A 13,563-nucleotide genomic window follows, 5' to 3' on the forward strand; every position below is an offset into this window, starting at 1 on the left:
ACTAACAAGAAAGCGAGACGGTTTGGCTACACTTTATATCCGGCATCCGGCACGCGCAGAAGGCGAAGGCGCGCCCTGCCGTTATGCCCTCGTCGGCGAGGGCGGCAAGATCGAACAAGAAGGCGAAGGCGCACTGCGCAGCCTGACCGACATCGTCGCCGCCAGCCGCCAGGTCGTGCTGCTGCTGGCCGGCACCGACGTCAACCTGCTCTCCTTGCCGGTGCCGCCGCTGTCCGGCCAGCGCCTGCGCGCGGCACTGCCCGGCCTGGTCGAAGAACATATCCTGGGCGACCCGCTCGAGTGCGTGCTGGTCGCCGGTCCTGCCGGCAGCGACGGCACCCGCCCAGTGGCGGTGGTGGCGCGCGACTGGTTCGAGCCCTTGATACGCACCCTGCTGGCGCAGGGCGCCAGGGCCGTGTCGGCGCTGCCGGCGCAGCTGTGCCTGCCCCTGCAGCCCGGGGGCGTGAGCGCCGCGATCGGCGGCGCGGAATTGTTGCTGCGCCAGGGCCAGTACAGCGGCCTCGGTCTGGCGCTCGACGCCAACCCGGCCGTCGCCCTGCAGACCGCGCGCGCGCTGGCCGGCGATGCACCGCTGACCCTCTACGTGCCGCGCGAACAGCTCGGAGAATACGGCGTGCTGCTGGCCGAGGCCGGTCCCGGCACCGTGCTCGAGGCCGACGACTGGGCGCACTGGATCGCCGGCGCGCGCAGCATCGCCTTCGACCTGGTGCCCGGCCTGGGCGCCGCCGGCGCGCGCCAGCGCGACTGGCGCCGCTGGCGCGTGCCGATCGCACTGGCCTTCCTGGGCGCCGTCATCAACATCGGCGCCATCAATTACGACTGGCTGCGCCTGCGCGGCGAAGCGAACGCCGTGCGCCAGCAGATGACGCAGACTTACCAGTCGGTCTATCCGAACCAGCCGATGGTCGATCCGGTGGCGCAGATGCGCCAGGCGATTGCCCGCGCCCAGGCCGGCAGCGGCCAGGTCGCCCCCGACGAATTCATTTATCTGGCCGGCGCCCTGGGCGAGGCAACACGCGAAATGATGAGCCCACCCGGGATTACGTCAATCGAATATAAGGATCGGACTCTGCGGGTAGCGGTCAAACCAGAAACGGTCGACCCGAACGCGCTGCGTCAATTGCAGGCGGCCCTGTCCGCACGCGGCCTTACTTTGGATAGCTCGTCACCGGCCAGCTGGGTGGTACGCAGTACGGGAGTTAAATCATGAGCCTGGGTAACACTGTCGGCCGGGTGCGCGAACGCGCCTCGGCATACTGGATCGCGCGCACCGAGCAGGAGCGCCGCTATCTTGCGGCCGGTTTCACGGTCGCCGCCCTGGCGCTGGTCTACATGGGCCTGATCGAACCGGCGGTCGAAGGCCGTGCCCAGTTGCAGCGCTCGCTTCCGGCCTTGCGCCTGCAGGCGGCCGAGCTGACGAACATGGCCGGCCAGGCGCGGGCCCTTGCCGGCCAGCAGCCGGTGCCGGTCACGCCCATGACGCGCGAGACCTTGCAGGCCAGCCTGACGGCACGCGGCATCACGCCCGGTTCGCTCACGCTCACCGGCGAATTCGCGCGCCTGCAGGTGACCGGCGTGTCGTTCGCCAACCTGGTCGCCTGGCTCGACGCCCAGCGCCGCGAGAACCGTATCGCCGTACAGGAAGGAAACTTTAGTGCGCAGGATCCGGTCGGCCAGGTCGATGCCAACCTGACCTTGCGCCAGGACACTGGCACCGGCGCCCGATGAAGCGAACATTCGGGTTGCTGCTCGTGCTCGTGGTGGCGATCGCGCTGACGGTGCTCGTCTGCCTGCCCGCCAGCTGGCTCGGCTCGATCGTGGAACGCCAGACCGGCGGTCGTTTGACTCTCGGGGATGCGCAGGGTACGCTCTGGCACGGCTCAGCCTTTGTGGGCGGCGCGCCGGGCGAAGGCGGATCGGTGACGCCGCTGTTGCCGGGGCGTTTTGCCTGGCAGCTGTCGCCGCTGGTCCTGTTCGGGCGCGTCGACATGGTGCTCGAGAATGCCCAGGCGCTCAGCGCCCCGGTACGCATCGAAGGCAGCTGGTTGCAATGGCAGGTGAGCGAAGGGCAGTTGCTGCTGCCGGCCGAGGGCCTGGCCGGGCTCGGCGCACCGCTCAATACGCTGATGCCATCGGGCGTCATCCGCCTGTCCTGGAACCGGCTCGACCTCGTGCGCCAGCCCAACAGCGTGGCGGTCAGCGGGCGCACGGTGCTGTCGATGACGGACATGGGTTCGCGCATGTCGCCGATCCGGCCGCTGGGCAGCTACGAGATGGCGATGGACTGGCGTGGCGCCCAGGCCGACCTGGTGCTGCGCACGGTACGCGGCGCCTTGCTGTTGTCGGGAAATGGAACGTTGCAGAACGGACGCCTGCGCTTTTCCGGGCAGGCTTCGGCTGCCGAAGGATATGAAGAGACACTGGGCAATATGCTGAACCTGCTGGGACAGCGCCGCATGGTGAACGGTAAAAACATAATCGCACTAGAGTTCAGATAATGAAGACATCCTTCCGTAGCACCCCTGATTTCCCGGCCCGTTTCCCGGCTCGCCTTCCGGTACTCAAGCGCGTCGCCGCCGGCGCCCTCCTGTGCTGCGCGGTCGCCACGGCCTTGCCGCCGGCCCCCGCATTTGCCCAGGAAAACGCCGCCGCCCTCAGCTTCGTGAACGCCGACATCGAGTCCGTGATCAAGGCCGTCGGCCACTACACCGGGATGACTTTCATCATCGACCCGCGCGTGAAGGGTACGATCACCCTGCAGTCGGAAAAATCGCTGACCAAGAGCCAGGCCTTCGGCCTGTTGACCTCGGCGCTGCGCCTGCAGGGCTTTGCCGTGGTCACCACCGGCGAAGGCTATGCCAAGGTGGTGCCGGAAGCCGAAGCGAAGCTGCAATCCTCGCCGACCCAGGTGGGCAAGCGCGGCACGCGCGTCCAGGGCGACCAGATCGCGACCCAGGTCTTCCACCTGTCCTACGAATCGGCCGCGAATCTCACCGCCGTGCTGCGCCCGCTGATTTCGCCGAACAATTCCATCATGGCCAATCCGGGCAACAACAGCCTGGTGATCACCGACTACGCCGACAACCTGCGCCGCCTGTCGCGCATCATCGCCGCGCTCGACGCGCCGGTGGCGGCCGACCTCGACGTCGTGCCGATCCGCAACGGCATCGCCAGCGACATCGCGACCCTGGTGTCGCGCCTGATGGAGCCGGCCGCCGGCGGCGACTCCGGTCGCGTCACGGTGCTGGCCGATCCGCGCACCAATTCGGTGGTCGTGCGCGCGCCGTCCCAGGCACGCGCCAACCTGGCCAAATCCCTGATCGCCAAGCTCGACCAGGCAACGACGGAACGCGGCAACATCCACGTCGTGTACCTCAAAAACGCCGACGCCAGCCGCGTCGCCCAGACCTTGCGCGCGGTGGTCTCGCAGGACGCCTCGGCAGTACCCGTGCAGCAGCAGGGCACCTCGGGCGGCTCGATCCAGGCCGGCGCCCAGGGCGGGGCAGGCGGCGCGGGCAACCTCGGCGGCCAGCAGGGCCAGCAGAGCAGCATCGGCATGGGCGGCACCGGCAACACCTTCGGCCAGCAGAGCCAGGCGACCAGCGCCGGCGCCGGTGGTGGCCAGGGTTCCGGCTTCATCCAGGCCGACGCTTCCACCAACAGCCTGATCATCACGGCGCCGGACGCGGTCTACCGCAACCTGCGCGGCGTCATCGACCAGCTCGACGTGCGCCGCGCCCAGGTCTACATCGAGGCGCTGGTGGTCGAAATGACCTCGAATAAAGCGTCCGAATTCGGCGTGCAGTGGCTGGGCCTGTCGGGCAGCGACACCAGCAAGTACCGCGTCGGCGGCATCCAGTCGTTCAACGCACCCGCCAGCAACAACCTGATCAACCTGGCTGCCGCCGCCCGCGCCGGCCTCGGCGGCACCACCTCGGTGCCTTCGCTGCCGGGCTTCACGCTGGGCGTCTTCAAGCAGATCAATGGCGACCTGGGCCTGGGCGCCGTGGCCAGCGCCCTTGAAAACGACGGTGCCGCCAACATCTTGTCGACACCGAACATGATCACCCTCGACAACGAGCTGGCGACGATCAAGGTGGGCCAGAACATCCCTATCCTCACGGGTTCGTTCACGACCGGCACCAGCGGCGCGAACAATCCGTTCCAGACTGTGGACCGCAAGGACATCGGCCTGCTGATGAAGGTACGTCCGCAAATCTCCGAAGGCGGGGTGATCAAGCTGTCGATCTACCACGAGAATTCGGGCATCGACAATTCCGTGACCAGCGCCGATGGCATCGTGACCACCGTGCGCGCGATCGAAAGCAATATCCTCGCGGACGACGGCCAGATCATCGTCCTGGGCGGCCTCATTTCCGATAACGCAGACCACGGCGAAGAAAAAGTGCGCGGCCTGGGTGACATCCCGGTGCTGGGCAACCTGTTCAAATACCGGACCCGCACCCGCAGCAAGACCAACCTGATGGTCTTCCTGCGCCCGGTAGTGGTGCGCAGCAAGGAGCAGAACAACAGCATCTCGCTCGACCGCTACGAATACATGCGCGCCCTGGGCGCCGTCAACCGTCCGGCCGACGACACCATCCTGATGAAGAACATCGGCGCGCCGGAACTGCCGCCCCTGACCAATGGCCAGCCGCCTCCAGGCGGCACCCTGGCGACGATGCCGCCGCCGGCGCCGCCGACCGCGCGCCCGGGCGCCGCGGCCGGAGCGGGTACGCCAACCGGACGCAGCCCGGCCCAGGTCGCGCCAAGCCCGGCCCAGGTGTCGCCGGTACCGGAATACCGTCCGGTGACGCCACCGAACCAGAAGTGATGAATCATGACTAATCTGTTGCCTTATGCCTTCGCCCGCGACCACGGGGTGCTGGCGCGCACTGGCGATGATTCGGGCCAGAACGGCCAGAGTATCGAAGTGCTGGTGTCGAGCAGCACGCCGCCGGCCGCCATTGCCGAGGTGTCGCGTCGTTTCGGCCGCATCGCCTTGCGCCGCCTCGACCGCGGCGAGCTCGACGACGCCATCGCCGCCGCCTATGCCTCCGCGGGCGGCGACGCCAACCAGGTCGCCGATGAATTCGACGCCGACCTCGACCTGACGCGCCTGCTGCAGGACGTGCCGGCCATCGAAGACCTGCTCGAATCCTCGGACGACGCACCGGTGATCCGGATGATCAACGCGCTCCTGACGCAGTCGCTGCGCGAAGGGGCGTCCGACATCCACATCGAACCATTCGAGCAAACCTCGGTCGTACGTTTTCGCATCGATGGCGCGCTGCGCGACATCGTGCGTCCACGCAAGGGTATCCACGCTTCGCTGATTTCGCGTATCAAGATCATGTCGCAGCTCGACATCGCCGAAAAACGCCTGCCGCAGGACGGCCGCATCACGCTGCGCGTGGGCGGCAAACCCGTTGACGTACGTGTCTCGACCTTGCCGACCGGCCATGGCGAGCGCGCCGTGCTGCGTCTGCTCGACAAGGAAGCGGGGCGGCTCGACCTGTCGCACCTCGGCATGAGCCCGGACCTGCTACCCCAGTTCGACAAACTGATCAATCAGCCGCACGGCATCGTGCTCGTTACCGGCCCGACCGGTTCGGGCAAAACGACGACCCTGTATGCGGCGCTGTCCCGCCTGAACGCCTCGACCACCAACATCATGACGGTGGAAGACCCGATCGAGTACGACCTGAACGGCGTCGGCCAGACCCAGGTGAATGCCCGTATCGACATGACCTTCGCGAAAGCCCTGCGGGCGATCCTGCGCCAGGACCCGGACGTGATCATGATCGGCGAGATCCGCGACCTGGAAACGGCGCAGATCGCGGTCCAGGCCTCGCTCACCGGCCACCTGGTGCTGGCGACCCTGCACACCAACGACGCGGCCGCGGCCGTGACCCGTCTGCTGGACATGGGGATCGAACCCTTCCTGCTGTCTTCGTCGCTGCTGGGCGTGATGGCGCAGCGCCTCGTGCGCAAGCTCTGCACGCACTGCAAGAAGAGCGACGGCGCGGTCTGGCATGCGGTCGGCTGCGAGCGCTGCGGCCATACCGGCTACCACGGCCGGGTCGGCGTCTACGAGTTGCTCGAGACCAATGAGGGCATCCGCGCCCAGATCCACAACCAGGCGTCGGAAGCGGAAATCCGCGTCGCGGCCCAGGAAAGCGGCATGCGCACGATGCGCGAAGACGGCGAACGCTGGCTGCGCGACGGCACCACCACGCAGGCGGAGTTGCTGCGCGTGACGAAAGACTAACGAATGGGGATGAACTAAGTGCCGGCATTCCGTTACGAAGCAGTCGACGCCGGCGGCGCCACCCGCAAGGGCGTGGTCAATGCCGACAGCCCGCGCGCCGCGCGTTCCGACCTGCGCGTCCAGGGCCTGACGCCCCTGAACGTGGAAGCGATCGCGGCCCAGGTCGACGCCAGCGGCGCCACCCGTGCACGCGGTTTTGGCGAACGCCTGTCCACCGTCGAGCTGGCGCTGTTCACCCGCCAGCTGGCCAGCCTGCTCGAAGCCGGCCTGCCGCTCGAGCAAGCGTTTACGGCGCTGCTGGAGCAGGCCGAGCGGCCCTATGTGCGCGACCTGATCGCCTCGATCCGCTCGGAGGTCATGGGCGGCATCGCGTTCTCCGATGCCCTGTCGCACCACCCGCGCGACTTCGACCAGATTTATCGGGGCCTGGTCTCCTCGGGCGAGCAGATCGGCCAGATCGCGCGCGTGCTGTCGCGCCTGGCGGACTATATCGAACGCCGCAATGCGCTGGTGCAGAAGGTGCGCCTGGCCTTTACCTATCCGGCGATCGTCACCGTGGTCGCGTTCGCGATCGTGATCTTCCTGCTCACCTATGTCGTGCCGCAGATTGTGTCGGTGTTTGCCAATACCAAGCAAAAGCTGCCGGTGCTGACCGTCGTGATGCTGGCCGTGTCCGATTTCATGCGCGCCTACGGCATCATCCTTGGCCTGGCGCTGGTCGCGGCCTGGTTCGCCTGGCGCCGCGCGCTGCAAAACCCGGTCCTGAAACGGCGCTGGCATACCTGGCTGCTGACGGCGCCCATCTACGGCAAATTCGAGCGCAGCCTGAACACGGCGCGTTTCGCCAGCACGCTGGCGATCACCACCGGTTCGGGCGTGCCCATCCTGCGCGCGCTCGACACCAGCCGCGACACCCTGTCGAACGTCGCCATGCGCGACCTGGTCGAACAGGCGACCGGCAGCGTGCGCGAGGGCGTCAGCCTGGCGCGCGCGCTGTCCGTGCAAAAACACTTCCCGCCGATGCTGGTGCACATGATCCGCGCCGGAGAAATCACCGGCGAACTGCCGGCCATGCTCGAACGCGCAGCCAACTCGCAGCAGGCCGACCTCGAACGGCGCACGCTGACGATCGCCGGCCTGCTCGAGCCGGTGCTGATCCTGGCGATGGGCCTGGTGGTGCTGCTGATCGTGCTGGCGGTCCTGATGCCGATTATTGAAATCAACCAGCTGGTGCGCTAACAAGGAAACCGATGAAGCGTCTGCCTCTCCTATTCACCCTGCTTGCCCTGGTCTTCGTCGCCGTCTCTGCCACCTATTGGGGCATGCAGCTGGTCAAGCCGCAGCAGCGCCCGATCGCCGCCGTGCAGACGGCCGCGCTGCCCGAGCCGTCTCCCGACGCCGCCGCGACCCTGTTCGGCGGCCAGGCTGTGACGAATGTCGTCAGCAACTACCAGTTGACGGGGATCGTCGCCGCCGGCCGCGACAGCGTGGCCATCCTGGTAGCCGACGGCCAGCCGCCCAAGGCATTGAAGGTCGGACGCGAACTGGCGCCGGGCGTGAGCATCAGCGAAGTGCATCCGAAGTACATCATGCTGTCCGAAGGCGGGGTCATGAAGCGGGTCGACCTCGTGGCCGACACCCGGCCGGCGATCCCGCTGTCGGGCGCGGCGGCTATGGCCCCGCCGCAGATGGCGCAGCCGGCGGTCGCCCCGGGCGCCATGCCGGCGGTCGAACCGCAGACTGCGCCGGGCGCCGTCCAGGCTCCGCCGCCGCCGGGCGAAGTCAACCCGGTCGTCCCGCAGGGCCAGGAGCCGCCGCAGGAACCGCCGCCGCCCGACGTCGCGCCGGCGCCACCACCGCCGCCAACCCAGCCGCAAATGCCGCCGCCGACCCGCTCGATCGGCAGCCCGGTGAGCGGCCAGCCGGTATCGCAGTAAGCATTGCCTCGGCCATGCTGCCGAGTGTAGGGTGGACGCTTGTGTCCACGCGGACTTACCCCTGCTAAACCCGCAGCGCCCGCTCCTGGCCCGGCACAATCACCGCCGCAGCGCCGTAAACGCCGCAAACTCCCACGACCTGAACCCGACCAGCAAGGTCATCCCCTCGCGTTCGTCCGCGGGCAACCTGCGGTCATGCCGGTGCAGGCGCGTCAGCTCCGCCGCCAGCTGGTGGATCTTTTGCGCCAGCTCGGCCGCGCTGGCCGCGGACAGCCGTGCCGGCAGGCACATCAGGGTTTCGCCGGCGCCGTCGAAACGTCCCGCAAAATAATCCGGCACGATCTGCTCGCGGAAATAATGCTGCACCGGGCCGTCCGGTAGCCAGTGGAAGGCATTCGAGACGCGCAGGGTGTAGCGGTTCAGCGGGCGCAGTTCGATCAGGCCCAGCCGGTCCAGCTCGACCATGCAGACTATGCATTCCGCTTCGCTGAGCCTGTAGGTTTCCACGATCTGCTCCATGCTCCAGTAGCCGAGGCAGCAGATCGCCACCAGCAGCAGGCGCGGCTTGGACACCAGCGAGGTTTCCTGGGGCAGGGTGAGGGCATCGGCCTGCGGCTGGGAGTCGGCTGCGCGGCGCAGCACGTCCTCGAAGGCGATGCCGGCGGCCTGGCAAATCTGCGCCAGGCGCGACAGCGGCATGTCTTTCTGGCCGAACAGGCGCTTGACGCTCGACTCGCTCATGTCGATGCGTTCGGCCAGCGTTTTATAGGTGAGGTTCGCCGCGCGCAATTCGGCGCGCAGCACGTCGACGATCAGCTCGGGAGAGCTCATGGAGTTCCTGTGGTTACTGGGCAATAAGGCAAGGGACGGCGACCAATGTACAGGCGAATGGCAGGGTGGGCAAGACGCCCCCGCCGACCCGCCGTCGAATTCCCCTTGCCTTGAGGAAATCGAGTTCAGTCTGGAGAGACTTCCATTAAGTTCATAGCGTTCTGGCGAACCGATCCGGCTCGGCCGGTCGCTTCGCGGACTGGGTTGATCCTACACATAGCGTGCAAAGGAGATAGTGGATGACAAATAATCAAATTCACACCCCCGGAATGGTCCCCACGTCCGGTTCCGGCCAGGAGGCCGCCGCGGCCTTCGCGCAGGCCACGCAAGAGGTCCAGCGGGAAGCCGTGCAGCCGCTGTTCGGCGCGGCCACGCCCCAGCCCGAACTGAGCGGGACCGGTTTTACCTACCGCCACGATTGGGGGCCGCGGCGCGGCCAGTGGACGCTGCGCCTCGACTGGCCGGAAGTCGGTCCCCGCTCGCAGGTATTCGTCTCGATCGGCGAGGGCGCCGCGGGCGGGTCGGATGCCGGCAAGTTCATCGGCTCGGCCCGTGTCCGCGATCTTCGGGCTGGCGCTGGCGGGCAAGGAGCAGGCGCAGGAGACCATCGCGCGCCTGCAGGAGGTCCCGCACGCCCAGGCTTTCGTCAACCAGGCGGCGGTGGAGGCGGCGGAGCTGGCCCGGACGGTGCGCGCCCACGGCCAGGAGGAGTACTACCGGGCGAAGTGCGTCGGTAAACGTTACCCCTAGCGTTACCCCTAGCCCTTACCGCTGGCAATCGCCCCGGCGGGATCGTCCCGCCGATGGTCGGAGCAGCCTTCCTTGAAACAAGGAAGGCGTCCGCTCCGGCGGGCACCGGGCGCCGCTGGTGTATCGATGGCGGCCTGTCAGTCGTCTTCGGATACCAGCGGCGCCTTTTTCAATTGGCGCTTGGCAGCCTGGCGCTCGCTCGACAGCGGCTTGGCGTGCGGCCCCGCCGAACGTGCCTTCGCCAGGGCCGCGAGCGGGTTGCGCGGCTTGCTCAGTTGACCCACCGGTTGTACCCGCAGCATCATCTTTTGCCGCGTCGCGAGTGCCTTGTTCGCCATGTGCCTCTCCTGATCGTTTTCCTTTACAGCACGTAGCGCGACAGGTCTTCGTTGGTCGACAGCACGTCGAGCCGTTCGTTGACATAGGCCGCATCGATCGTCACCTGTTTATCCTGGGTGTCGCTGGCGTGGAAGGAAATTTCCTCGAGCAGCTTTTCCATCACCGTGTACAGGCGGCGCGCGCCGATGTTTTCGGTGCGCTCGTTGACCGCGAACGCAATCTCGGCCAGGCGGTGGATGCCGTCCTCGGAGAAGGACACCTGCACGCCCTCGGTGCCCAGCAGCGCCGCGTACTGCGTCGTCAGGCAGGCATCGGTGCTGGTCAGGATGCGCTTGAAATCGTCGATCGACAGCGATTCGAGTTCGACCCGGATCGGGAAGCGGCCCTGCAGTTCCGGGATCAGGTCCGAGGGCTTGGCCAGGTGGAAGGCGCCCGAAGCGATGAACAGGATGTGGTCGGTCTTGATCATGCCGTATTTCGTATTGACCGTCGTGCCCTCGACCAGCGGCAGCAGGTCGCGCTGCACGCCCGCGCGCGACACGTCGGCGCCGCCATGCTCGGAGCGGGTCGCGATCTTGTCTATCTCATCCAGAAACACGATGCCGTTGTTTTCGACATTGTGGATCGCCTTCTGCTTCATCTCGTCTTCGTTGATGAGGCGCGCAGCTTCCTCGTCGACCAGCACCTTCATCGCGTCCTTGATCTTCATCTTGCGCGGCTTCTTGCGCGCCGCGCCGACGCCGGCGAACATCGACTTGATCTGCTCCGTCATTTCTTCCATGCCCGGCGGCGCCATGATTTCCATCTGCGGCGCAGCATCGGCCACTTCGATTTCCACTTCGCGCTCGTCGAGCGAACCTTCGCGCAGGCGCTTGCGGAAGGTCTGGCGCGTGCTGTCGCCTTCCTTCGCTTCGGCGGCGGCGCTGACGTTGAAGCCGAAATCGCGCGCCGGCGGCACCAGGATGTCGATGATGCGGTCTTCAGCGGCGTCTTCCGCGCGCTGGCGCACCTTCTTCATTTCGCTGGCCCGCGTCTGCTTGACGCCGATGTCGATCAGGTCGCGGATGATGGTGTCGACGTCGCGCCCGACATAGCCGACTTCGGTGAATTTGGTTGCTTCGATCTTGATGAAAGGCGCATCGGCCAGGCGCGCCAGGCGGCGTGCGATCTCGGTCTTGCCGACGCCGGTCGGGCCGATCATCAGGATGTTCTTCGGGGTGATCTCGTGACGCAGCGGCTCGGCCACCTGCTGGCGGCGCCAGCGGTTGCGCAGGGCGATGGCGACGGCGCGCTTGGCCTTGCCCTGGCCGACGACGTGCTTGTCCAGTTCCGAGACGATTTCCAGTGGGGTCATGTTCATGGTGTGCGCGCCGGTCAGTCCAGCGTTTCGATGATGTGGGACAGATTCGTGTAGATGCACAGCTCGCCGGCGATGGTCAGGGCCTTCTTGACCACCTCGCCCGGCGGCAGCTCGGTGTTTTCCTGCAGCGCCTTGGCCGCCGACTGGGCATAGATGCCGCCCGAGCCGATGGCGCCGATGCCGTCCTCGGGTTCGAGCACGTCGCCGTTGCCGGTGATGATCAGGGTCGTTTCCCTGTCGGCCACCAGCAGCATGGCTTCCAGCTTGCGCAGCATGCGGTCGGTGCGCCAGTCCTTGGCCAGTTCGACCGACGAGCGCAGCAGGTTGCCCTGGTGTTTTTCCAGTTTCGCCTCAAAACGGTCGAGCAGGGTGAAGGCATCGGCGGTGGCGCCGGCAAAGCCGCACAGGACCTTGCCCTGGTAGAGTTTGCGCACCTTGCGGGCCGAGCCCTTCATGACGACGTTGCCCAGCGTGACCTGGCCATCGCCGCCCAATGCGACCTGGGAGCCGCGACGCACACTCACAATGGTGGTGCCGTGAAATTGTTCCATATCTGCCTCATGATTAACTAGCCCTCCGCAAGTGGGGGTGTTGCACAAAATTGCAAGACAGGATGATCAGGACAGGCGCGTCGCCAAGGCAGTGCGCCAGGGTGGTAACTTCCTGTTCCCTAATATTTATGCGCATACAGGCGCGCGCAGTCGGTGTAGTTCAGGAGGCGCAGCAGTGCCGCCGCCAGGTGGTTCAGTTCGCGCAGTTCGACCTGGCGCTCGTCCGAGGCCAGCCTGCTCAAGCTCGTATGCAGGACGCCTGCCGCGCCGAAGCCGATGCGCGCCAGGCGTGAGCAGTCGAGCACGACAGGCTGGAAGGGATCGGCGGCGGCGTAGGCGTCGAGCGCGGCCAGCAGCGGGTGGATGTCGCCGTCGATTACCGGCGGCAGCAGGAAACGCTGCTCGGCGGCCGCCGGCGCGCCCGCGCTTGGGAAGGCGGCGCCGGCCCGGGACGTGGCGCCTGCCTCGAAAGACGGCGGCGATACCTCGAAGGTCACGCAGTAATCCATCGCCGTTTCCTCGAAATCTTTTTCGCGCCCCAAGCTTTGCAGCAGTTCGAGCAGCAGCAGCCAGGGCGCCTCGCCGCCGGCGCGTTCGCCGATGGCCAGCATCGGGCGCAGCACGGCGATGAGGGCGTCGGCCCCAGGCAGCGCGAGCTCGCGCCCGGCTGCCCGTAAACCCTGCAAGGTGGCGAGCAGGGCCGCGCAACCCTCGGCGGTGGCGCCCGTCACGCCGCTGAAATCGAGCCGTACCGGGGCGCCGCTTGTCGCCAGCAAAGCCTGCAGGCGCGGCGCCGCGGCGCTGTCGAGCATGCCCGGGAAGCGCGCACCGGGTGCCGCACCCGTCCAGGCCGCACCTGGACTGTCCTGGGGCACCCGGTCGGTGTAGGCGGGCGGCGAGGTTTCGAAGTGGCTGGCGTAGTCGATTGCGATGTTGTCGAAGTCGGCTTCGCGGCCCTGTGCCTGGTACAGGTCGAACAGCATCCACCAGGGTTGGCGCTCGCTGCGGCCGAGTTCAATCAGGCTGCCCAGCAGCATTTGCTCGGCCAGCGCGGCTTGACCGTTGGCGTACAGGATGGCGCTTTCCTCGACCACCGGCGCGCTGGCCGGCGCGGCAGCCGCGTCGGGCAGCTCGGCCAGGGTGACGGCGTCGACGTCGGCCGCCTCGGCAACGGTCGTGCTTGCCGTCGCCGCAGCCGGGGCGCGCCGCGCGCTGCCCCAGGCGGCCTCGGTGTCGGCGAACATGTCGCTCGTCATCTCCAGTTCGATCGCGTCGATCTTGGCGGCGGTGGCACGGGCGATTTCGCGCTGGCGCTCGCGCTCGGCCTCGTTCGAGAGAAGGGACGTTTCCTGGGGACGTGGAGTTGCCGCCGGCGCGGATGCCGGCGCCTCGTTCTTTTTCTTTAAAAAGGAGAAGAAGCCCACGTTGTTCTCATGTCAATCGCATCAGGTAGCGCTCATCCATGACGTTAGCATGGACGCGCCGACGGCGTGCCGCGCACAC

General features: G+C 67.1%; 13 protein-coding genes. 8 read left to right on the forward strand and 5 right to left on the reverse strand.

Features of this window, described 5'->3' with window-relative positions; genetic code table 11:
* Positions 1–22 precede the first annotated feature (22 nt).
* From gspL to ACWCIA_RS05955, 7 genes are read left to right on the forward strand one after another with little or no spacing between them, the layout of a single operon-like run.
* Positions 23–1,231, forward strand: a complete 1,209-nt coding sequence (gene gspL, locus ACWCIA_RS05925) for a type II secretion system protein GspL (RefSeq protein WP_454161664.1) — start codon at positions 23–25, stop codon at positions 1,229–1,231.
* Entirely contained in the window at positions 1,228–1,749 is a 522-nt protein-coding gene (gspM, locus tag ACWCIA_RS05930) for a type II secretion system protein GspM (protein ID WP_454161665.1), read from the forward strand. The genes gspL and gspM overlap by 4 nt, the downstream gene beginning before the upstream one ends.
* Positions 1,746–2,519 carry a type II secretion system protein N gene (gene gspN, locus ACWCIA_RS05935; RefSeq protein WP_454161666.1) on the forward strand — a complete coding sequence of 258 codons (774 nt, stop codon included), beginning with the start codon at positions 1,746–1,748 and terminating at the stop codon, positions 2,517–2,519. The genes gspM and gspN overlap by 4 nt, the downstream gene beginning before the upstream one ends.
* The gene (gspD, locus tag ACWCIA_RS05940; RefSeq protein ID WP_454161667.1) at positions 2,519–4,855 is read left to right on the forward strand and encodes a type II secretion system secretin GspD; all 2,337 of its coding nucleotides are present in this window, start codon (positions 2,519–2,521) and stop codon (positions 4,853–4,855) included. Before gspN ends, gspD begins: the two co-directional genes overlap by 1 nt.
* A gap of 6 nt (positions 4,856–4,861) precedes the next feature.
* Positions 4,862–6,292 (forward strand): type II secretion system ATPase GspE, encoded by a 1,431-nt coding sequence (gene gspE, locus ACWCIA_RS05945; protein ID WP_454161668.1) that lies wholly within the window; start codon positions 4,862–4,864, stop codon positions 6,290–6,292.
* Between the two features lie 18 nt (positions 6,293–6,310).
* Positions 6,311–7,531: a type II secretion system inner membrane protein GspF gene (gspF, locus tag ACWCIA_RS05950; RefSeq protein WP_454161669.1), complete on the forward strand. Its 1,221-nt coding sequence runs from the start codon at positions 6,311–6,313 to the stop codon at positions 7,529–7,531.
* An 11-nt stretch (positions 7,532–7,542) separates the two neighbouring features.
* A complete protein-coding gene (locus ACWCIA_RS05955) occupies positions 7,543–8,229 on the forward strand; it encodes a type II secretion system protein N (RefSeq protein ID WP_454161670.1) in 687 nt (228 codons plus the stop codon).
* A 99-nt stretch (positions 8,230–8,328) separates the two neighbouring features.
* Here ACWCIA_RS05955 and ACWCIA_RS05960 read toward each other — a convergent pair whose 3' ends face one another.
* On the reverse strand, positions 8,329–9,060 hold the full coding sequence (locus tag ACWCIA_RS05960) for a helix-turn-helix domain-containing protein (RefSeq protein WP_454161671.1): 732 nt from the start codon (positions 9,058–9,060) through the stop codon (positions 8,329–8,331).
* Between the two features lie 525 nt (positions 9,061–9,585).
* Here ACWCIA_RS05960 and ACWCIA_RS05965 point away from each other — a divergent pair.
* Entirely contained in the window at positions 9,586–9,810 is a 225-nt protein-coding gene (locus ACWCIA_RS05965) for a hypothetical protein (RefSeq protein WP_454161672.1), read from the forward strand.
* 137 nt (positions 9,811–9,947) lie between these two features.
* Here the strand turns inward: ACWCIA_RS05965 and ACWCIA_RS05970 are convergent, their stop codons facing one another.
* From ACWCIA_RS05970 to ACWCIA_RS05985, 4 genes are all read right to left on the reverse strand, one after another.
* The gene (locus tag ACWCIA_RS05970) at positions 9,948–10,148 is read right to left on the reverse strand and encodes a hypothetical protein (RefSeq protein WP_454161673.1); all 201 of its coding nucleotides are present in this window, start codon (positions 10,146–10,148) and stop codon (positions 9,948–9,950) included.
* A gap of 23 nt (positions 10,149–10,171) precedes the next feature.
* Positions 10,172–11,509, reverse strand: a complete 1,338-nt coding sequence (gene hslU / locus ACWCIA_RS05975) for an ATP-dependent protease ATPase subunit HslU (RefSeq protein WP_454161674.1) — start codon at positions 11,507–11,509, stop codon at positions 10,172–10,174.
* A 14-nt stretch (positions 11,510–11,523) separates the two neighbouring features.
* Positions 11,524–12,060 (reverse strand): ATP-dependent protease subunit HslV, encoded by a 537-nt coding sequence (gene hslV, locus ACWCIA_RS05980; RefSeq protein ID WP_454161675.1) that lies wholly within the window; start codon positions 12,058–12,060, stop codon positions 11,524–11,526.
* Positions 12,061–12,179: 119 nt separating this feature from the next.
* Positions 12,180–13,484: an STAS domain-containing protein gene (locus tag ACWCIA_RS05985; protein WP_454161676.1), complete on the reverse strand. Its 1,305-nt coding sequence runs from the start codon at positions 13,482–13,484 to the stop codon at positions 12,180–12,182.
* Positions 13,485–13,563 lie beyond the last annotated feature (79 nt).

This window comes from Massilia sp. SYSU DXS3249, assembly GCF_053668055.1.